This is a genomic window from Alteromonas mediterranea DE (assembly GCF_000020585.3).
Taxonomy (GTDB): Bacteria; Pseudomonadota; Gammaproteobacteria; order Enterobacterales; family Alteromonadaceae; genus Alteromonas; species Alteromonas mediterranea.
In genome coordinates this window covers 1890079-1910675 of the sequence record NC_011138.3, presented here as the reverse complement: position 1 = coordinate 1910675, position 20597 = coordinate 1890079, and the positions used below count along the sequence as shown (strand labels likewise).

Genomic DNA, 20597 nt, shown 5'->3' with positions numbered 1-20597 from the left:
ACCACGTTAGGGAATGAGCGACTGGCTGACCCAGTTACCATTCTCATCTTTATGATGCCACTCGCGGTGTTGTGGGTTACCTCTAAGATTTAAGTAATCAACACTATTAATGGCAAGGAGTATGGTGCAAAAGTGATTTGGCACCTTGTCAAAACTCCCTTCAATTTGTAATGCTGACCCATCATTTCTGGGCGTGCCCGGCTCTCCCCATAAAAATTGCTTTTTGCCAGCATCCGATAATTTATTCCACTGAGACGTGACAAGTTCGTCATCTTGTTCAAGGGTGACTAGCGATGCTTTGCAAGAAAAGCGGTATTGTTCCCGGGTTTTAGAAAAGTACCAACAAACGTGGGCTTCAGGGGTTTGACTAAGTTGTTCAAACTTTTCTGAGCGGGTGTCAGAGATAACGACTAACTGGTTGTCATCAGTCACGCCTCTAAACACCACGGTACGGCAATAAGGCACCCCGTTGCTATCTACTGAGGCAAGCTGAAAGTAGCGACTCTCAGGTACGCTACGGGTTTGATGCAAACTTTTTGTCAGTCCTTGTCGCCACTGGGGCATAGCTATCTCCATGCACTATATTAGTTATTGCTAGCAACGCGTTTATTGCCAGCAAGGGAAAACAACCTATAAAAGTTCTGCGTAGTAGCTTCGGCTAACTCTTGTACAGAAACACCTTTCAAGTCTGCTATGAACTCAGCGACTTCAACCACATAGCCAGGCTGATTCTGTTTGCCTCTATGGGGTACAGGGGCTAGCCAAGGGGAATCTGTCTCAATAAGAAGGCGTTCAAGCGGTATCGCTTTCACAACCTCGCGCAACTCGCTCGCAGAGTTAAAGGTAACGATGCCCGAAATAGAGATATAAAAGTCCATCTCTATGGCTGCTTGGGCCATTTCTAGCGACTCGGTAAAGCAATGCAAAACGCCTTTTGTATGCGACGCTTTGTGCTCACGCAGCAAGTTAATGGTATCTTCTCTTGCATCACGGGTGTGAATGATTAACGGTTTCTTCGTTTCATTGGCAACCTTAATATGATCAACAAACGAGGTTAACTGTACCTCTTTGCTCTCGGGGCTATAGAAATAATCTAGCCCAGTTTCGCCGATAGCCACCACTTCTTCACGCTGCGCTTTTTCTAAAAGTTCCTCAAAACTACACGCTTCGTCCTGATGCAACGGGTGAACACCACAGGACACAGAAACATCGTCAAAGTTGCTCACCGTCTCTAGCATGCTGTCGTAATCATTAACAGATACACACACGCAAAGAAAATGTTCAACACCACGCGTTCTTGCAAAGTCCAACGTCTCTGCGAGCGCTTCTGGCCCTTGTTTAAGTCGGTCTAAATGACAATGAGAATCTACAAACAAACTACACCTATATTTTTTTGAAGTTAACCGCTTGGCAACGACATTGCCTTCGCCATGCTGTTAACGTTGAAACTTTTTTAATAACCCGAAAAGCACCAAAGACTTGTTCACACCCGCGTGCTGCAAAGTTTTCACTGCTTCAACACACGCTGCGTAACGCTTGTAATCTGTCTCTTGCTGACGTTTTACATATTCATTATGGGACAATTGCTGACACCACAATGCTATTTGCTGAGCATTGTCTTGCCACTTGTTAGCAAGGGTTTGTGCTTGCACATTTGCGTCGCCCGCTAAGAGCGCTTGCATCCCATCACTGAAGTGACGGTAGCTGAGGTCATCGTCACCCGACAAGGCCTCCTCTACCCGAAGCGGTGCATAGCCATAGGCTGCAAGTAACGCGTCGCTAGCATCTTCTACGCCTTTCGCTTTTAAGTAGTTCAAACTCTCTGATACTGACGGCAGTGACAACACTTGCCGCTCGCAACGACTAAGTATGGTTGGCATAAGTTTATTTACGCTGTCGGTAATCAGAAGTAAGAAGGTATTATTTGTGGGCTCTTCCAAGGTTTTCAACAGCGCATTAGCCGCTGCCTCTGTCATAGTGTCAGCCTTGGGGATTAATAAAACTTTATTCCCGCCCATTTGTGCAGTACCGGATAGCTTAGCAATGCCCTCGCGAATTTTGTCTACCCCCAGCTGTTTTTCACTTTCAAGAATATGAAAATCTGGATGGTTACCTGCCTGCCTTAAGTGACAACTTTGACACTGCTCGCATGGGCCATCAACACTTGGGTGCTTGCACAGCAACGTATTACTTAAGCCTAGTGCAAGTTGGTTTTTGCCTATCCCACTCACCCCCGTTAGCAATAAGCCATGGTGCAGTTTTTTTGCTAAGTAACGGGAAATTAAAGAGGTATAGGTAGCTGTAAACCAAGGCAGCACTGGCATTAGTTATTCCCCTGATCGGTTTTGTGCGACTCGCTACCTTCGTCAATGTGCTGGCTTACATAATTAGCAATAATGGAAATGACATCTTGATGCACTTGTTCCATGGGCTGCATAGCATTAACAACAATGATGCTCTCATCATTTTCAGCCAAGGATAAATATCTGGCCCGCGTACGCTCAAAAAAGCCTAAACCCGCTTGCTCAATTCGATCAAGCTCGCCGCGACCACGCGCTCTTTCTAAACCCACGGCTGGGTCTACGTCTAGATAAAGGGTTAAATCTGGCTTGAACCCGTTAAGAGCAATATCGCTAATTGCGGTCATGGTTTTTTCACTGACACCTCGGCCTCCGCCTTGATAAGCCTGCGAAGAAAGATCATGCCTGTCTCCCACCACCCAAGCACCTGCGTTAAGCGAAGGGTAAATTTTATTGGTCAGTAACTGAACGCGAGCCGCATACATAAGCAGTAATTCGGTTTCTTCGCTTACTGTTTCGTCCCAGTCGTGCTTAACACACTCTCTAATCGCTTCAGCCATTGGGGTACCGCCCGGCTCACGAGTTTGCTCCACGCGCATTCCAGCGTCTGTTAACGCTTTTACAATCAACCCGATTACCGAGCTTTTTCCTGCCCCTTCAAGGCCTTCTACTACAATAAACTTTCCGCGCATTGCTTTAAATCAACTCTGTTCTTTCTTTAGATTATAACAGCAGGTATCTATCCACTACCCACCCGATTAACGCTTTAATTGATATTTTCTAACCGCCGCATTATGCGCTTTTAACGTGTTCGAAAACTGGTGACTGCCATCGCCTTTAGCCACAAAATATAAGGCGTCGGTCGCTAATGGATGAAGAGCTGCATGTATTGCCGCCTTGCCTGCCATTGCAATAGGCGTGGGTGGAAGCCCTTTAATAACGTAAGTATTGTATGGCGTAGCCGTACGTAAGTGCTTACGAGTAATATTGCCATCAAACTCTGACCCTATACCGTAAATGACAGTAGGGTCGGTTTGAAGTCGCATATTTTTATTAAGCCTATTTATGAAAACACCGGCTATCATATCGCGTTCTTTAGGTACCGCGGTTTCTTTTTCAATAATACTCGCCAAAATCAGTGCATCGTACGGTGATGATAAAGGCAGGTCTTCAGCCCGTTTCTCCCATTCTTGGGAAACGAATGTTATCAGTGCCCTGTGTGCTCTTTTTAACACGTCACTCGCTTTCGTGCCCTTTGTGAAAAAGTAAGTATCTGCTAGAAACACACCTTCTGTGTGCTGTGCATTTTCACAACACCAATCAACACCGTTGCCCTGTGTTAAGTTGCTGAGGGTTTGCTCATTTACATCAAAAACCAAATCTTGATTCGCCCGTAGCGCCTCAAGCCACTGCGCGAGTGTCAGGCCTTCTACTAAACTTACGGCAAATAAATGCTCGTCGCCTTGTGTAAACAGAGTAAAGGCATCAACCAGTGATTGGCCAGGGCGCAACATGTAGCTACCAGATTTTACCGACGTACTGCCGGCAAAAAACTTAAGCCATACTTTGGCGATAAAAGGAGAAACGTCAACCATACCCGCGTTGCGAAGCTGTTTAACCGTGCGGTAGGCGTTACTGCCATTTTCAATGGTAAATAGCGTATCGTCCTTCAGCTTTATGGGGGCTGTCACTTGCGACGATACGTACATCACACAAGACGCACCCACAATCACGACGATGAATACAAGTGATAACAGAAATACGACAGTACGCTTCATACTTGCGCGTACCCAATGTGCTGATTTTTAAATAACACGTCCATTTTTACTCTTTACTACATTGATTAAAATTAGTTAAACCGCTGTACACATTAACGTAGGGCGCGTGCCAACAAATTACTTAATTCAAGAACGCTTTCACTTGCCACGTCAAATTCTAACTTGCTGTGATCTGGCATACGCACGCTTTTCACCGGCATCACGCCCATCAACGCATTGGTGATCACCACGGCACTAGCATTGCCAATATGTGAAAGCTGATACTCACCTACGTGTAAGGTGTGATTATTGTTTAGCAGCGAATCAATCAAACACTGTCTGACCACGCCATTCACCCCACTTCCTTTGAGCGAAGGGGTATACCACTCACCCTGCGAATAGAAGAAGACGTTACCGGCACTTGCTTCAATTAAGTTATCGTTGGTGTCGCATACAAGGGCATCATCGGCATGTGCTTCATTAACTTCATGCTTTATCAGTACCTGCTCTAATCTATTCATGTGCTTTACACCTGCAAGCAACGGCTGAATAGCCAGTCGGGTTTGTGCACAAATTAATGACATACCTTGCTTAGCCATCCCCTCGTAATGTGCAGGATAGGGATGCTGACTGAACCTGACCAAAGGCACATTGTCTTCACTTCGTGCATAGCCTCTGCCCGCTTGTCCGCCCGAAACATGTACTTTTAATACATATTTTGATGGGGAAATATCATTCGACGAGTTGCTGAACGCCGCTATCTGTTCGTTAATAGCGGTTTCCAAGGCACAGGTATCGACGGTAATTTTTATCGCGGCCGCATCGTGTTCTAACCGAGAAAGGTGATAAGAATACAGTTGTGGCTTTTGGTTGTGCACCAATAGAGTAGAAAATACACCATCACCATAATTGAAGGCCCTATCACTCGGTGAAATAGGCGTAGCGCTAGGGATTATTCTCACAGCCTACTCTTTTATGTCTTTTTATCGTGGGAGAAGTATACCAACTTGTACTAGCCAGACAACTTATAGCGTAAGGGCCATATCAAGCCGGTACAAAAAAAGGCAGCGAGTTGCTGCCTTTATATTTGAAATTACAACTACGTTTGAAACGCGTTTTATATACGCTTAAATATCAACGAGCCGTTAGTACCGCCGAATCCAAAAGAGTTACATAGCGCGTAATCTTCGCTGAAGGCTTTGGCTTTATTTGCCACGAAGTCTAGGTCACAGCCTTCGCCCGGCTCATCTAAGTTGATGGTCGGTGGCGCCATTTTGTCACGCAGTGCCAAAATAGTGAAGATGGCTTCAACTGATCCTGCTGCACCAAGTAAATGACCCGTCATCGACTTTGTTGAGCTAACCAGCAGTTTGTATGCGTGGTCGTTAAATACGCGTTTTACCGCGGCGACTTCGGCAATATCACCGGCAGGGGTTGAGGTACCGTGTGCGTTAACATAACCAATTTCGCTCGCATCTAACTTGGCGTCGTTAATTGCATTTTGCATTGACGCCGCGGCACCTTCGCCATCTGCTGGCGGTGATGTCATGTGATAGGCATCGCCACTCATACCGAAACCAACAAGCTCAGCATAGATAGTCGCACCACGGGCCTTAGCGGCTTCGTATTCTTCAAGCATAACTACGCCAGCGCCCTCACCCATGACAAAACCATCACGGTCTTTATCCCATGGGCGGCTTGCGGCTTGTGGATCGTCGTTGCGCGAAGACAGGGCTCGCGCAGCGGCAAAACCAGCCATTCCTAGCGGCGTAATTGACGCCTCTGCGCCGCCTGCAAGCATGGCATCAGCATCGCCGTAAGCAATGGTTCTTGCGGCAATACCTATATTGTGAACACCTGTAGTACAAGCAGTCACAATGTTCAAATTCGGTCCTTTCAACCCTTCCATGATAGACAAAAAACCTGAAATCATATTGGTAATGGTTGATGGCACAAAAAATGGCGACACGCGCTTAGGACCGCTATTTGTCAGTTTTAAGTGGTTTTGTTCAATTTGCTCTAAACCACCAATTCCTGAACCAATAGCTACGCCTACACGGTGCGCATTGTCTGGTGAAACAGTAAAACCAGAATCGACCAAGGCTTGTTTGCCGGCAGCGATACCCAACTGGATAAAGCGGTCCATTTTCTTGGTTTCTTTCTTTTCTATGTATTCCTGCGGATCAAAGTCGTTAATTTGACCTGCGAAACGGGTTGAATAGTTACTGCAATCAAAATGGGTGATTTCACCGATGCCGCTCTCGCCCGCGAGCAATTTGCGCCATGTGTCTTCGCTATTAAGACCTAATGGTGAAAGCATTCCAAGACCAGTAACCACTACGCGACGTTTTGTCACAAAAAGCCCTCGCTTTGGAACTAAAGGTAGGAGATACAAAAACGGCTCTGTAGAAGAGCCGTTTTGTCGCTATTAAGACTTAAGCGTCTTTGTTAGCGTTGATGTAATCAATGGCTGATTGAACAGTAGTAATTTTTTCTGCTTCTTCGTCTGGAATTTCAGTATCGAATTCTTCTTCCAAAGCCATTACTAGTTCAACTGTGTCAAGTGAATCAGCGCCTAAGTCGTCAACGAATGAAGCTTCTGCTTTTACTTCTTCTTCTTTCACGCCAAGTTGTTCAACGATGATTTTCTTAACGCGTTCTTCAATGTTACTCATAATTCTAGGTTTCCCTTAAACGTCACTAGATAATAAAAGTGCCGCTAGTTTATTTTGCAAGGTTGATCCTTGCAAGCACCAGTTTAAAGAAATTTTCTGGTCAAACCAGCGACATTCGAAATTCGTAAAATACTATTTTTACATCCAAGTTCGGGTAAATACCACCCCAAACTAGGGAAAATTCGCAATTTTTGCGAATTTACCCCATATACATACCACCATTTACATGGATAGTTTCGCCTGTAATATAGGCTGCGCCATCGCTTACTAAGAAAGCAACAGTGGCTGCAATTTCATCAGGCTCACCCAAACGGTTGGCCGGAATATCTTTAAAAATGGCTTCTTTTTGGTCATCGCTCAGCGCTTTTGTCATATCGGTATCAATAAAACCTGGCGCAACAACGTTGATAGTAATGCCACGAGAAGCCACTTCTCGCGCCATTGACTTAGAAAAACCAATGACCCCTGCTTTAGCGGCGGCATAGTTAGCTTGACCCGCATTACCCGCGCTGCCTACCACAGAGCCAATATTAACAATGCGACCAAAGCGCTTCTTCATCATACCGCGAAGTACGGCTTTTGACAGCGTAAATATCGATGTTAAGTTGGTATCAATAATATCTTGCCACTCGTCATCTTTCATACGCATTAGCAGATTATCACGTGTGATACCGGCATTATTGACCAAGATGTCGATACCACCATGCGCTTCGTTAATGGCTTTAAGTGTTGCATCAACGCTGTCTTTATCAGTCACGTTTAACGCGAAACCCTGTCCGCCGAACTCAGAAAGATAGTCGCTAATGGCNNTTGCGCACCGTTTTCACTGGTCGCCGTACCGATAACTGTTGCTCCTTGCTGAGCAAGCTGGGTTGCTATCGCTTTACCTATACCTCGGCTTGCACCTGTAACCAGCGCAATTTTACCGTCTAATTGACTCATTGCGATTCCTTATTGTTTTAATGCTTCAACACCGTCTGGTGTATTCACTGCAAGCGCTTCTAAGCCCTTACTAATACGTTTATTCAAACCTGTTAGCACTTTGCCAGGCCCTACTTCAATAACACGCTCTACGCCTGCTGCCGCTAAGTACTCAACGGTGCGGGTCCATTGAACCGGGCAGTAAAGCTGACGCACCAATGCATTTTTGATAGCGTCACCCTGAGTTTCAATGGTGACATCAACATTGTTTACTATGTTGATTGCAGGTTCATTAACGTTCAAAGAAGATAGTGCATCTTCTAATTTATCTGCTGCGGGACGCATAAGTTCGCAGTGAGAAGGAACGCTTACCGCAAGAGGAAGCGCACGCTTTGCTCCCGCGTCTTTACAGGCGCTCGCCGCTTGTTCTGCCGCATGTTTCTCACCAGCAATAACCACTTGACCCGGAGAGTTAAAGTTTACCGGCGCGACTACGTCGCCTGTGGCAATGGCAGTTTGCTGACAGATATCTGCTATAGTCGCATCGTCTAACCCAATGATGGCGTACATCGCCCCCGCGCCTGCTGGCACGGCTTCTTGCATGTATTTACCGCGGGCTTCAACAAGTTTAATGGCATCAGCAAAGTCCATTGCGCCACCGCATACAAGCGCCGAATACTCACCAAGGCTGTGTCCTGCCAGGTAATCTACGTCTATACCTTGTTCACGAATAACGCGCCAAATGGCAACACTTGCTGCAAGTAGCGCAGGCTGCGTGATATGCGTTTCGTTTAGTTTTCCATCTGTATCGTTTTGCACTAAGTCCCAAAGGTCATAACCGAGTACGTCAGAGGCTTCTTTGAACGTCGCTTCGATAATAGGAGAAGTCTCAGCGAGTTCTTTAAGCATGCCTACGCTTTGAGAACCCTGCCCTGGAAATACACAGGCTGTCTTTGTCATGTCGATTCCTTATTATTTTTCTTTACTAGAAACGAGAATACGTTAAAAAATTACAGTGAGAAAAGCAGGGCTTAATAGCGAACAAGCGCTGATGCCCAAGCAAATCCTCCTCCGAATGCTTCTAGTAATAAATGCTGTCCACGTTGAATACGTCCGTCTCTAATAGCCGTGTCTAGCGCGGTTGGCACTGTGGCTGCAGATGTATTACCGTATTGCTCTAATGTAAGCACCACCTGGTCAAGGGACATATTTAGCTTTTTCGCCGTAGCCTTGATAATTCTAAAGTTTGCTTGGTGTGGCACTAACCAGTCAAGATCAGATTTTTCCATACCGTTTGCCGCAAGCGTTTGCTCAACTACTTCAGAAAGTTTGGTTACCGCCACCTTAAATACTTCGTTACCACGCATTACGCCCCAATTTTCGTGAACGGATTGTTCATCACCTCGGGTTGGATTACCTACAGCCAATAAATCGCCATAAGACCCTGCAGCGTGGATATGCGTTGATAAAATGCCTGGTTCGTCACTGGCTTCTATAATGGTCGCGCCAGCGGCATCGCCAAATAGAATAACCATGGTCCTGTCTGCCGGGTCTATAAGACGGCTAAGGCAATCAGTACCCACCACTAGAATGCGTTTTGCCATCCCCGATTTTATATATTGATCGGCAACGCTCAACGCGTAGCAATAACCTGCACAGGCCGCCGCTACATCGAATGCTGGAATACCATCTAAATCGAGAATGCGTTGAATTTCACATGCTGTGCTGGGTAGCGCGTAGCGACCGCTAGTGGTTGCGCACACAATCATGTCGATAGATTTNGGGGTCGATACCCGCCATTTCAATGGCTTTTTTACTGGCTTCTGCCCCCATAGTAGCAGCGGTTTCATCTGCTCCAATAATACGTCGTTCTTTTATCCCGGTACGGTCAGTGATCCATTCGTCACTGGTGTCCACCATTAGCTCTAAATCTGCGTTTGTGCGCACGTCGCTGGGATAATAGCTACCTGTTCCTATAAAGCGTGAATATTTGCTCAAAGCTGCTCCAACAATACCGTTTCTATCTTCGTCTTTATCTTTTCAGGCAAATGCATCTTTGCTTCTTTCATTGCTTGCACGATGGCGTAATAAAAGGCGTCTTTTTGTGCATTTCCGTGACTCTTGATAACAATGCCGCGCAATCCTATCAGACTCGCACCGTTATACTGGTCGGGGTTCACGCTGTTATAGATAGATTTCAGTAATGGGAAGGCAATTTTTGCTAATAAGCGGGTATAGAAATTCTTTTGAGACTGGCGTTTTACTTCATTTATCACTAACTTAGCCAGTCCTTCACTCGATTTAAGTGCAACGTTTTCCGTAAGCCGTCTGTCACGACAACATCCGCATAGTCGGTGAAAATGTCGTCACCTTCTACATAGCCAATGTAGTTAATACCTGGGGCGTCTTTGAACAATTGGTCGGCAGACTTTACTTGTGCATTACCCTTAATATCCTCTTCACCTACATTCAATAACGCTACACGAGGAGAAGGGATTCCTGCCACTTCTTGAGCTAAAACTGACCCCATTACGCCATATTGAAAAAGTATTTCAGGCGTACAATTCACGTTTGCGCCTAAATCTAACAAAAATACATTGTGATGGCTGGTAGTTGGCATCATGTTTATGAGTGCTGGCCTATCAATACCGGATAAGGTTTTTAACAGGTAAAACGATAGCGTTAATAGCGCACCGGTGTTCCCTGCACTTACGCACGCATCTGCCTCGCCGCTTTTGACAAGTTCAATAACGCGACGCATTGAAGAGTCTTTTTTATTTCGCAGTGCCGAGGTGGGGACTTCGCCCATTTCAACCACTTGTGAACAATGCTTAATTGTAACGCGACTGCGCTCTGCATCAGTGAGAGGTTGAAGGCCTGACTTGATAGTGTTTTCGTCACCGCACAACGTGAAGTGCACATCGGGATGAAGTTGGATAGCCTTGACGGCTGCAGAAAGGATAACAGGGGGACCATGATCGCCCCCCATGATATCTAACGCGATGGTTAGTGTAGACAAAATGTAGTCGCCGTATTACGCGCCGATTACTTTCTTGCCTTTGTAATAACCGTCAGCGGTCACGTGGTGACGACGGTGAGTTTCGCCTGACGTTGAATCGACAGACAAAGTCGCGCCTGTCAATGCATCGTGTGAGCGACGCATACCGCGCTTAGAACGCGTTTTACGATTTTGTTGTACTGCCATAACTTACTCCTGGTCTCGCTTAAGTTCTTTCAAAACCGCGAAAGGGTTTTGTCGCTCTTGTTCCGGTTCAATCTTTCCAAACGACATATCGTCTTGCTTCACTGTACACTCCGACTCTGCATGAAGGGGCACAATTGGCAAAGATAACAGTAGCTCGTCTTCAAAAATTTGAAGCAGATTAACTTCTCCGTGGTCGTTGACCTCTACCGGTTCATAAGCCTCGGGAATGATGTCGTCGCTTTCCTGCTCTTCTCCCTGCACTGGAGTAAAACAGAATTCCGCTTCCACGGGATAATCGAGTTCACCATTACACCTTTGACAGATAAGTGTTACCTGCGTGGCTAGATGGCCGTGAAAAACAGTAAGACCCTGCGCGTCTTTTTCGAACTGTACTTCTGCGTCCACGTAGTCATTGCATCGGACAACCGCCTCGCTCAATCGTTCCATATCTTTAGACACAATCACACCCCGATAATCGGAACGTTTCATGGCGCTTTTAGTCGGTTCAACCGAATGAGGGAGTTTCACTTTCTGCATAGGGCGCGCATGATATAGCGTCGCCCCCTTTCTGTCAAAGCAAAATTGTGATTTAACACACATTATAAGATTATGTGCCTCACAAGGTGATAATGTTACATTGCGCGATATAATGATGCTTTGCAACATATTGATTTTTAAATAAGGAGTATTTGTGGCTCACCTTATCTTGGCCTCCTCATCGCAATACCGGAAAATGCTGCTTGCAAACATCGGTATTCACGTCGATACCCACGCCCCCGATATCGACGAAACCCCTTTCAATAACGAAGCGCCTACCGCATTAAGCGTTCGACTTGCCGAGCAAAAAGCACTTAAGGTTGCCAGTGAGCTCGTCAATGTGCCCCGCGACACCCTTATTATCGGTAGCGATCAAGTCGCATTGGTTCAATCGGACGATGGACCACAGTTACTAGGAAAACCAGGGAATAGTGACAATGCGGTTAAGCAGCTTAAAGCATGCCAAGGAAAAGAAGTCACGTTTTATACGGCGCTTTGCCTTCATCAGCCCGCGACCAATAAAACCGTTACTCAAGTAGATGAAACCCGGGTGTACTTTCGCCAAAATAGCGAAGCTGCCCTTACCGCTTACGTGCAAAAAGAACAGCCCTTAGATTGTGCAGGCAGTTTTAAAAGCGAGGGTTTAGGAGTCTTGCTATTCGATAAAATTACAAGTCGAGATCCTAATAGCCTTATTGGTTTACCCATTATGCTACTTAACGAACTATTGGATGTGCACTTTAACGTTGACTTGCTGGCCATAGCAGCGCAATAAGCAATGCGCCGTTTTATTTTAAAACAGCGTCGCTTCTAACTCGCTAACTGAGTGAACCAATGCAACGGGGTTAAGTGCCTCTAAATGTACTTGGGCATGGACCCCATAAGATACCCCTATTCTATCCATGCCGATGGCTTTAGCCATTTGCATGTCATAGGTCGTATCCCCAACCATTACGGCATCTTTTACTTCTACACCGAGCTCGTCAAGAAGCTGCAACAACATATCTGGCGATGGTTTTGATTCAGCTTCATCAGCGGTTCTCGACGCGCTAAAGTACACGCCTGTACCTGTTTGCGTCCAAGCGCGGTCTAAACCTCGACGTGCTTTACCTGTTGCAACCGCTAGAATACACCCCGCCGCTTTTAAATTGGCCAACATGGTATTAACGCCATTGAATAACGGACAAGGCGTTGTATCTACCGTAACAAACGCCGCTTTATAGGCCTTAACTAGACGCTCTGCCAATTCATCATCTTGAATATTGAATAACTGTTTAATAGCAGGCTTTAAACTAATTCCAATTATATGACCCACTTGTTCATAAGATGGTATGGGCATATCACACTGCTTAGCGGCAATTTGCATGCAGCTAACAATTTTATCTGCCGAGTCCATCAAGGTGCCATCCCAGTCAAAAATGACTAATTTATAACGAGGCAATTTGCTGCTTATATTCGCTGAGGTGGCGTCCTCGGCTAGCGTTTTTTGTGAATGCATAAATTAATTACAGTGCTTTAAGCGTATTTGAAAGTGTGGGGTCTAAAGGTGCAGAAAATGTCACCCGTTCTTCTGTTGCAGGATGCAACAACGAGATGCTGCGTGCATGAAGGAACAATCTATTTAGCCCCTTTTGTCTCATTGAAGCATCAAAATCCGCATCACCGTATTTAGGGTCGCAGGCAATCGGATGGCCAGCATGTAAGCAATGAACGCGAATTTGGTGTGTTCTGCCTGTTATCGGCGAAGCTTCTACCAATGTCGCCCCCGCATACTCTTCTAAAATGCGGTAGCGCGTTTCTGAGGGCTTACCATCGTCGCTCACGCTAACCATTCGCTCGCCAGATTGAAGCACATTCTTGCGAAGCGGCGCTTTCACCTTAAAACGATTCTTAGGCCATTCACCCGAAACAAGGGCGTTGTAGCGTTTGTCCATTTTCCCCGTGCGCAGTTGCTCGTGCATATGACGAAGTGCAGAACGCTTTTTTGCAATTAATATGCAGCCCGAGGTATCTCTGTCTAATCTATGGACCAGTTCCATAAACTTGGCGTCAGGGCGTAACGCACGTAAACCTTCTATTAAACCGAAACTTAAACCGCTGCCGCCGTGCACGGCCATACCTGATGGTTTATTCATCACCAGGATACGATCGTCTTCAAATAGAATATGAGACTCTAACGCAGCAATTTTGTCGAGTTTAGGCGAAGGCGCGGGCGCCCCTTCCGACACACGAACAGGCGGAATTCTAACAATGTCATCAGCTTGTAACTTGTATTCAGGCTTAACGCGGCCTTTATTCACTCGCACTTCGCCTTTGCGCAAAATGCGATAGATCATGCTTTTCGGCACGCCCTTTAGCTGGGTGCGCAAAAAATTATCGATACGTTGACCAGCCAAATCGGCGTCAACCGTTACAAAACGTACTTTTATTGGGGCTTCTTCTTTCATGGGCCAAGTATACCCCATTGCTAATTCCCCCTGCTAACTGAAACGCACAAAATATTGAAAAAAGCATATTTCGCTGCAATTTTAGGCAAACCTAGCGTTTTGAACGCAGACCAGTTTGGAAATGCAGAGATATACACAATTTATTCACTTGCTTTCCTTGCTAAAATTGGGGTTTTGGTGCGATAATTACCAACGTTTTTTGCACGGTAAAATTCACAGATTAGATTTTGGTAGTAAGCGGCTTTTTGTGCCCCTATCCAAAAAAAGTGAAACGCAGCGTTAGAAAAACAACAAACAAGACCGAATCAGCGAAAAATGACGATGCTGTTCAAACTTGTAAACGATAAAGCATGGCGCAGCGTTGGTAGCATCCGCAATGAAAAAGTGATTTTCATACCAACCTAGCTAGAGAGGCAACGACTACACTGCCGTAGAAAAGCAACCGCCATTGCTTGCGAACATAAAATAAGTTTGCCGTTAACTAACAGAATTAAATGACACGCGAGCAACAATGTTTGCTCGTATTAAAGAATACAGTAATAAGGGCTAGTCGCTCCCGACATCCTTAAAGCAGTGTGACCATAGAGATTTACTTACAGGTTCGTTTACATAACAAACGCAAGTAACATCCAGTAATTAGGGCGCTAAAAACGGCGCTAACATGGTCAACCACCAAGGATAATGCGACGTAACAACAAGGTCCCCGTCCAGCCGTGAGGTTGCGCGGTGAGGGTTTGCACATGTCACTTTAATTTTGTGTCTTAACGGCTGTACGAAAACAGAGTTAGATACAATGAAAAGAATGTTAATCAATGCAACTCAACAAGAAGAGTTGCGCGTTGCCCTAGTCGATGGGCAACGGTTGTACGATTTAGATATAGAGAGTCCAGGACACGAACAAAAGAAAGCAAATATCTACAAGGGTAAAATTACCCGTGTTGAACCCAGCTTAGAAGCAGCGTTTGTTGACTACGGCGCAGAGCGTCATGGATTCCTACCCCTTAAAGAAATAGCCCGCACTTACTTCCCTAAAGGTTACAAATTCGAAGGCCGCCCTAACATCAAAGATGTGATTAAAGAAGGCCAAGAAGTTATCATCCAAATTGATAAAGAAGAGCGCGGCCAAAAAGGCGCGGCACTAACCACATTTTTATCGCTTGCGGGAAGTTACTTAGTGCTTATGCCAAACAACCCTCGTGCTGGCGGTATTTCTCGCCGAATTGAGGGTGATGAGCGCACTGAGCTTAAAGAGTCACTAAGCAAACTTGACCTTCCAGATGGCATGGGCCTAATTGTTCGTACCGCTGGTGTAGGTAAATCTTACGAAGAATTAGAGTGGGATTTAAAAGTTCTTCTTAAGCACTGGGAAGCAATTTCAGAGGTTGCTGAAGGTCGTGAAGCACCGTTTTTAATTCACCAAGAAAGCAACGTTATTGTTCGCGCTATCCGCGACTATCTACGTCGTGATATTGGCGAGATTCTTATCGACAAGACCAGCATCTACGAGCAGGCACTACAGCATATTCAGCTAGTCCGTCCTGATTTCGCAAGCCGTGTAAAGCTTTATCGCGGTGAAGTTCCATTATTTAGTCACTATCAAATTGAAAGCCAAATCGAGTCAGCCTTCCAACGTGAAGTTCGCCTGCCGTCTGGTGGTTCAATTGTTATTGACCCAACGGAAGCGTTGACTTCCATTGATATCAACTCTGCCCGTGCCACTAAGGGTGGCGATATCGAAGAAACAGCCCTTAACACTAACCTAGAAGCGGCTGATGAAATTGCCCGTCAATTACGCCTTCGCGATCTAGGTGGTCTTGTTGTTATCGACTTCATTGACATGACCCCCGTTCGTCATCAGCGTGAAGTTGAAAACCGCATGAAAGATGCGGTAAGAAGCGACAGAGCGCGTGTACAGTTAGGGCGTATTTCACGCTTTGGTCTATTAGAAATGTCACGCCAGCGCCTGCGCCCTTCTCTCGGTGAGTCTGCGCATCACGTGTGCCCTCGCTGTTCAGGCCACGGTACTATTCGCGGGACTGAGTCTTTGGCGCTGTCTATTCTTCGCATACTAGAAGAAGAAAGTATTAAAGAAAATACAGGGCAAATTGAAGCGCAATTGCCTGTACCCGTAGCAACCTACTTACTGAACGAAAAACGTAAGTCTATTCAGCTACTAGAAAAACGTCACGGTGTAGATTTGCTGCTCATTCCAAACGCGAACCTAGACACACCGCACTACCAAGTATTGCGTCGTCGCCCTGACGATGTGGTATCTGAAGCCAGCTACGACGTTGAGTTAATGCCTGCGGTAGAAGCAGAAACTGAAACGACGACTACGACGCCAGTTAAACGCGAAGAACCTGCGCTTAAGGGCCTAGTTGCACCAACGGCTGCACCGGTTGTTGCACCTAAAGAAGAGCCAGCGAAGAAAGCTGAAGACGTGCCTTCATTATTTGCGCGTATTGGAAAGTGGATCAGCGACTTGTTTGGCTCTGAAGGTGAAGAAGAGAGCAACAAAGACAAGAAACAGCAATCTACTGACACAAATAAGAATAGAAACAATCGCAGCCGCAATAACGACGACCGTCGTCGTAAGCCACGCAATAAAAACCAGCGTCGTAATAACTCGTCTCAAAACAGAGACCAGAATAAAGACCAAGGTCGTGACGAGCAGCAGGATAATCGCAAAGCACGCGGTGATCAGCGCCAAGACCAGCGTCAAGATCAAGACGACAAGCGCAACAACAAAGGTCGCAAGCCACGTAAGGCGCAGCAGCCTCGCGACGAGCAACAAAAGCCCAAACACGAGAAGCAAGAAGGCGAACAGCAAGAAAACCAAGCGCAGAAGAAGCGTGAAGTTGCTGAACGCAGAAAGCGCCGTGACAAGCGTCGTAGCGTTCGTGTAAAGAAAGATGACAATACGCCAAGCATTGTAGAGCAAACAGAAGCGCAAGCGGTACCTGCCCAGAAGGGCAACGAAGCTGTAAAAGCACCTCAACAGGATGCAAAAGCGCAAAGTAAGCCGAAAGCTGACGCAAAGCCTCAAAAAGCGGTGAAAGCCGATGAGGTAGAAGCACAGTCAGGCAATACGGCTGCTCAGAAACAAGAAACGAAAAAACCAGCTAAAAAGCCTGTAGACAAAGCGTCTGAAGAAAAATCTGCACGAGAAGCCGACAAGGTTGAAGGCAGCCAAACAGATAGCGCTGACGCTACAGAGGCGAACAGCGAAGAAAACGGGCAAAAACGCGAAGGACGTGGTCGTTCGCGCCGTTCTCCTCGTCACGTACGTGCAGCTGGTCAGCGTCGTAAGAAAGAGTCTCAGCAAGTTGATGAAGCTGAAACACAAGCGAAGCAACCTGGCGAACTTGAGCCTCAAGAGCCAGAGACAAGCACAGTAGCTACGCAAACAGAAGCGCCGGCTGTTGAAGAAACTCAAGCACAGGAGCCCGGAAAGCTAGCGCCATCTGAAGAGCAACCAGCATCTAATCAAGAAAAGCAAGACACCGCGAACCTTGACGTTGAAGCGGTTCAAGACGAACTTCAGTTTGATGTAGAGCCTTCAGCGGGTAAGAAGCCTTTAGCGGAAGAACAGCCTTCAGCGGAAGAACAACCTTCAGCAGAAGAGACTCCTGTAGGAGGCAATACAACTTCAGCTGATGAGAACTCTGTCGCTAAAGCAGCCCCTCTTTCACAAGAAGAGGCGGTTGCAAAAGCGCAGGCTTCCACCGAGAGCAGCACCTCATCTGATGAATTAGCGTCTGAAGAGGCTGCCCCTTCTGAAGTGAAAGCGACGTCTGACAACGCGTCAGAACAAGCCGCAGAGGAAAGCGCTTCAGCATCGCCAGAGCAGGTTGAAATCAACCTTGCAGAAACAACCGAAGCAGCAGTAGAAACTAAAGCGAACGCACCGGTAGCGAAAGCGCCTGCTAAGCAACAGGTTTCAGAAACGTCAAGCTTAGCTGCAAGCGGTAAGGGTAAGCGCGGCGCATCTCATCCGATGGCGCTACCTGCTGAAGTTAACGACGCCTTTGTAGATCTTGCGTTAACGGCTAAAGCCGATAACGAACGTCCAGCGCTGGCCGTTTCGGGTAAAACAGCCGCAATGGCTCAGGCAGGCTCTCGAGCATCAGCGCCAACAACACTACCTAAGTCGGTTGACGCTAACGCAGAACCAAACGCCGACGCAGTAGCGCAATAGCTAACCCGTTTACGCTAACAGTTTGTTAGCGTTCAATTAGTAAAATGCATTAAAAGCCGCTTTCGAGCGGCTTTTTCATTAGCTAAATTATTTTGGAAAGTTGATTTTTTAATTTACTTCTTAAGGCGTGTAATGAGCGAAGTGGTAAGCGAAGCGTTTGTTCGGTGGTTAAGCGACGTAAGTGGCTGCGATGTGATAAACACCAGCATGATCCAGCCCCTATGGAGTGGCTACGGCGCATGCTTTAGGGCCCAACTAGCGACGAATTCAGCTGCCAAGCTTAAAAACGTCGCCGGCAATCATCACATTAAAGTGCCAGGAGACAACGGTATTAGGCATGTAGTGGTAAAATGCGCCACACCCCCTGATACCCTTGCTCACCCCAAAGGTTGGAATGGACAGGCCAGTGATGAGCGCAAACGCCACTCATTTCGTGTGGAAAATAGCTTTTATAGTGCATTACAGACGCTCACCGATGACACGTGTCGCACCGCCACTTGCGTAGCTGATGACCAAAAAGGCGATTCAACATTGCTTGTTATGGAAGACCTCGCCCAAAGCGGTTATACCCACACGACAATGTCACTTTCAGTAGAAAGCGCCAAAACCGTTTTAAAGTGGCTAGCCCATTTCCATGCGCGCTTTTTGAACATAAAGTTCGAGGAAAATAAAAAGCGAGTGTTGCTATGGCATGAAGGCTCCTATTGGCACCTAGCAACAAGAGAAGAAGAATATCAGGCAATGCCTGATAGCCGACTTAAGCAAAGTGCTAGGGCCATAGCTAACCGGCTTGCCAACGCACGCTATCAAACCGTAATTCACGGCGATGCAAAAGTAGCGAACTTTTGCTTTACTCCAGACTACGCCGCTTGCGCCGCCGTTGATTTCCAATATGTCGGCCATGGCATAGGCGTAAAAGACGTCGCTTACTTCTTAGGAAGTGCCCTCCCTACCCAAGCGCAAATAACACACCGTGACGCTTTGCTAGGCACGTATTTCGGTGCGCTTGAAAGCGCGCTAAATACTCGCTTATCGACAAACGATACCCTTTGCTCTTTCGACCGTGATGATATCAAGCACGTTATAGAAGAATGGAAAACCTTATACCCGTTCGCCTGCGCCGATTTCTATCGCTTTTTATCAGGGTGGAGCCCAACGCACTGGAAGATTGATGAGGAACTTCAGTATCAGACAGATATTGCATTATCTGCACTCGCAAATACGTAGTTCACCTCAATCACTCTACCTATAATAACAAGAAACATGTATAGCATCCCTTGTTTTGAAAACCTCTCGTGCTCCCTCCTATCTAGGTCAAGTGGAATACAAATAAATTGAAGGTATCGAATTAACCAAAGAGCAGGCTAAAACGGCTATTGTCACACCGCTACGTAGCCTTCCCCCACACCCAGACGTACGCGATGGCTTGCAGGCCCTAAAAGACAAGGGCTATAAACTGGTAAGCCTTACCAACTCTTCTAATGAAGGCGTGTATACCCAGTTTAAAAATGCAGACCTACTGTCTTACTTCGACGAGCGACTTAGCGTTGAAGACATTAACTTGTACAAGCCCGATACACGTACCTATGAGTGGGCTATTGAAAAAATGGGCATAGCAGCAGAAGACGCTATGTTAGTCGCGGCTCATGGTTGGGATATTGCTGGCGCTAAACAGGCCGGCTGGCAAGCTGCGTTTATCGCTCGCCCGGGTAAAGTGCTTTATCCATTGGCAATTGCACCAGATACCGTTGTAGGTGGTTTAGATGAACTGGTAACTCAACTGCCTGATGCCCAATAAATCGTTAGAACATCGACATACCGACCAGTCTAGCTAGATAAAGCCAGGGGTTTATGCCCCTGCCCTTTTCATATCAATATGGGGAATACCGTCTTCCAAGTACATCGTCGATGTGGCTTTGAATCCAAAGCTCTCGTAAAAGCGTCTTAAATACTCTTGCGCGCCAATTTCAATATCACAGCCCGGCCATAGCGCCTCACAGTGCTTAATAGCTTCGCACATAAGGGCCTTACCCGCTCCTTTCCCCCGAAAGGCTTCACTGGTCGCCACGCGGCCAATACTTACCGATGGATAACTTACGCCTTCGCCAAGTAACCGCGCACACGCCACTAGTTGATTATTTTCAAAGCCCATTAAGTGATGGGTTTGCGAATGACGGTCTTTTTCATCAAGTTCCGGATAGGGGCAGTTTTGCTCAACAACAAAGACATCGACGCGTAGCTTAAGTAGGTCGAAGAGTTGATGAGTAGTGAGTTCATTAAATGTAAGAGACTGCCAAGAAACCATGTTACCTCAATGGAATATTATCTTTAAAACGCTTATGTGCTGCGTTCATACAACTACTGCTTAGCCTTTGATGCACTAACCTTTCATCTGATTTTTCAACGAACGCTAAGCAACGCTTTTTGTACATAGTAAACAAATACATTGAGCGGGAACATACATTCACGTCTCTTTTTTATTAGGGCAGTGAAATTTAAATCGTTATTTTTGGCAACGTGCTAGTTTAGTTAGGCGATAAAAATTTTAACTTTTAAA

General features: G+C 46.3%; 17 protein-coding genes and 4 pseudogenes. 4 read left to right on the top strand and 17 right to left on the bottom strand.

Going from position 1 to position 20597, the window contains the following annotated elements; all coding sequences use genetic code 11:
- Positions 1-6 precede the first annotated feature (6 nt).
- The 14 genes and pseudogenes from MADE_RS08540 to yceD all read right to left on the bottom strand — a co-directional run bounded on the left by MADE_RS08540 (position 7) and on the right by yceD (position 11395).
- Positions 7-564, bottom strand: a complete 558-nt coding sequence (locus tag MADE_RS08540; RefSeq protein WP_020745817.1) for a pyridoxamine 5'-phosphate oxidase family protein — start codon at positions 562-564, stop codon at positions 7-9.
- 20 nt (positions 565-584) lie between these two features.
- Positions 585-1376 (bottom strand): TatD family hydrolase, encoded by a 792-nt coding sequence (locus MADE_RS08535; protein ID WP_020745815.1) that lies wholly within the window; start codon positions 1374-1376, stop codon positions 585-587.
- Positions 1377-1436: 60 nt separating this feature from the next.
- Positions 1437-2324, bottom strand: a complete 888-nt coding sequence (holB, locus tag MADE_RS08530) for a DNA polymerase III subunit delta' (RefSeq protein WP_020745814.1) — start codon at positions 2322-2324, stop codon at positions 1437-1439.
- On the bottom strand, positions 2324-2992 hold the full coding sequence (gene tmk / locus MADE_RS08525) for a dTMP kinase (protein ID WP_012518215.1): 669 nt from the start codon (positions 2990-2992) through the stop codon (positions 2324-2326). The genes holB and tmk overlap by 1 nt, the downstream gene beginning before the upstream one ends.
- Positions 2993-3058: 66 nt before the next feature.
- The gene (mltG, locus tag MADE_RS08520) at positions 3059-4078 is read right to left on the bottom strand and encodes an endolytic transglycosylase MltG (protein WP_012518214.1); all 1020 of its coding nucleotides are present in this window, start codon (positions 4076-4078) and stop codon (positions 3059-3061) included.
- Positions 4079-4170: 92 nt separating this feature from the next.
- Positions 4171-5019 (bottom strand): aminodeoxychorismate lyase, encoded by an 849-nt coding sequence (gene pabC / locus MADE_RS08515; RefSeq protein WP_012518213.1) that lies wholly within the window; start codon positions 5017-5019, stop codon positions 4171-4173.
- A 155-nt stretch (positions 5020-5174) separates the two neighbouring features.
- A complete protein-coding gene (gene fabF / locus MADE_RS08510) occupies positions 5175-6413 on the bottom strand; it encodes a beta-ketoacyl-ACP synthase II (protein ID WP_012518212.1) in 1239 nt (412 codons plus the stop codon).
- Between the two features lie 79 nt (positions 6414-6492).
- Positions 6493-6732 carry an acyl carrier protein gene (gene acpP / locus MADE_RS08505; protein WP_012518211.1) on the bottom strand — a complete coding sequence of 80 codons (240 nt, stop codon included), beginning with the start codon at positions 6730-6732 and terminating at the stop codon, positions 6493-6495.
- Between the two features lie 199 nt (positions 6733-6931).
- Positions 6932-7674, bottom strand: a pseudogene (gene fabG / locus MADE_RS08500) (3-oxoacyl-ACP reductase FabG).
- Positions 7675-7683: 9 nt separating this feature from the next.
- Positions 7684-8613 carry an ACP S-malonyltransferase gene (gene fabD / locus MADE_RS08495; RefSeq protein WP_012518209.1) on the bottom strand — a complete coding sequence of 310 codons (930 nt, stop codon included), beginning with the start codon at positions 8611-8613 and terminating at the stop codon, positions 7684-7686.
- Positions 8614-8684: 71 nt separating this feature from the next.
- Positions 8685-9651: pseudogene (locus tag MADE_RS08490) on the bottom strand (beta-ketoacyl-ACP synthase III).
- Positions 9648-10642: pseudogene (gene plsX, locus MADE_RS08485) on the bottom strand (phosphate acyltransferase PlsX). Before plsX ends, MADE_RS08490 begins: the two co-directional pseudogenes overlap by 4 nt.
- 45 nt (positions 10643-10687) lie before the next feature.
- A complete protein-coding gene (gene rpmF / locus MADE_RS08480) occupies positions 10688-10858 on the bottom strand; it encodes a 50S ribosomal protein L32 (protein WP_012518206.1) in 171 nt (56 codons plus the stop codon).
- Between the two features lie 3 nt (positions 10859-10861).
- Positions 10862-11395 carry a 23S rRNA accumulation protein YceD gene (yceD, locus tag MADE_RS08475; protein ID WP_041912870.1) on the bottom strand — a complete coding sequence of 178 codons (534 nt, stop codon included), beginning with the start codon at positions 11393-11395 and terminating at the stop codon, positions 10862-10864.
- A 154-nt stretch (positions 11396-11549) separates the two neighbouring features.
- On the opposite strand from yceD, the gene MADE_RS08470 reads away from it, so the two are divergent.
- Positions 11550-12170 carry a Maf family protein gene (locus tag MADE_RS08470; protein WP_012518204.1) on the top strand — a complete coding sequence of 207 codons (621 nt, stop codon included), beginning with the start codon at positions 11550-11552 and terminating at the stop codon, positions 12168-12170.
- Positions 12171-12188: 18 nt separating this feature from the next.
- On the opposite strand, the gene MADE_RS08465 is transcribed toward MADE_RS08470, so the two are convergent.
- Positions 12189-12893 (bottom strand): HAD-IA family hydrolase, encoded by a 705-nt coding sequence (locus MADE_RS08465; protein ID WP_020743425.1) that lies wholly within the window; start codon positions 12891-12893, stop codon positions 12189-12191.
- A 7-nt stretch (positions 12894-12900) separates the two neighbouring features.
- Positions 12901-13842 (bottom strand): 23S rRNA pseudouridine(955/2504/2580) synthase RluC, encoded by a 942-nt coding sequence (rluC, locus tag MADE_RS08460; RefSeq protein WP_041912869.1) that lies wholly within the window; start codon positions 13840-13842, stop codon positions 12901-12903.
- Between the two features lie 793 nt (positions 13843-14635).
- On the opposite strand from rluC, the gene rne reads away from it, so the two are divergent.
- From rne to MADE_RS08445, 3 genes and pseudogenes are all read left to right on the top strand, one after another.
- On the top strand, positions 14636-18040 hold the full coding sequence (rne, locus tag MADE_RS08455) for a ribonuclease E (protein WP_012518201.1): 3405 nt from the start codon (positions 14636-14638) through the stop codon (positions 18038-18040).
- 132 nt (positions 18041-18172) lie between these two features.
- Positions 18173-19267 (top strand): phosphotransferase, encoded by a 1095-nt coding sequence (locus tag MADE_RS08450; protein WP_012518200.1) that lies wholly within the window; start codon positions 18173-18175, stop codon positions 19265-19267.
- Positions 19268-19382: 115 nt separating this feature from the next.
- Positions 19383-19838, top strand: a pseudogene (locus MADE_RS08445) (HAD-IA family hydrolase); the annotation flags it as partial.
- Between the two features lie 51 nt (positions 19839-19889).
- Here MADE_RS08445 and MADE_RS08440 read toward each other — a convergent pair.
- Positions 19890-20345, bottom strand: a complete 456-nt coding sequence (locus MADE_RS08440) for a GNAT family N-acetyltransferase (protein ID WP_012518198.1) — start codon at positions 20343-20345, stop codon at positions 19890-19892.
- Positions 20346-20597 lie beyond the last annotated feature (252 nt).

What these genes read in the sequence shown, in the direction of transcription:
- rpmF (WP_012518206.1), bottom strand. Translation starts at nt 10,858, where the DNA reads ATGGCAGTACAACAAAATCGTAAAACGCGTTCTAAGCGCGGTATGCGT.
- rne (WP_012518201.1), top strand. Translation starts at nt 14,636, where the DNA reads ATGAAAAGAATGTTAATCAATGCAACTCAACAAGAAGAGTTGCGCGTT.
- rluC (WP_041912869.1), bottom strand. Translation starts at nt 13,842, where the DNA reads ATGAAAGAAGAAGCCCCAATAAAAGTACGTTTTGTAACGGTTGACGCC.
- fabD (WP_012518209.1), bottom strand. Translation starts at nt 8,613, where the DNA reads ATGACAAAGACAGCCTGTGTATTTCCAGGGCAGGGTTCTCAAAGCGTA.
- MADE_RS08465 (WP_020743425.1), bottom strand. Translation starts at nt 12,893, where the DNA reads ATGCATTCACAAAAAACGCTAGCCGAGGACGCCACCTCAGCGAATATA.
- MADE_RS08540 (WP_020745817.1), bottom strand. Translation starts at nt 564, where the DNA reads ATGCCCCAGTGGCGACAAGGACTGACAAAAAGTTTGCATCAAACCCGT.
- yceD (WP_041912870.1), bottom strand. Translation starts at nt 11,395, where the DNA reads ATGCAGAAAGTGAAACTCCCTCATTCGGTTGAACCGACTAAAAGCGCC.
- mltG (WP_012518214.1), bottom strand. Translation starts at nt 4,078, where the DNA reads ATGAAGCGTACTGTCGTATTTCTGTTATCACTTGTATTCATCGTCGTG.
- MADE_RS08440 (WP_012518198.1), bottom strand. Translation starts at nt 20,345, where the DNA reads ATGGTTTCTTGGCAGTCTCTTACATTTAATGAACTCACTACTCATCAA.
- holB (WP_020745814.1), bottom strand. Translation starts at nt 2,324, where the DNA reads ATGCCAGTGCTGCCTTGGTTTACAGCTACCTATACCTCTTTAATTTCC.
- acpP (WP_012518211.1), bottom strand. Translation starts at nt 6,732, where the DNA reads ATGAGTAACATTGAAGAACGCGTTAAGAAAATCATCGTTGAACAACTT.
- tmk (WP_012518215.1), bottom strand. Translation starts at nt 2,992, where the DNA reads ATGCGCGGAAAGTTTATTGTAGTAGAAGGCCTTGAAGGGGCAGGAAAA.
- MADE_RS08450 (WP_012518200.1), top strand. Translation starts at nt 18,173, where the DNA reads ATGAGCGAAGTGGTAAGCGAAGCGTTTGTTCGGTGGTTAAGCGACGTA.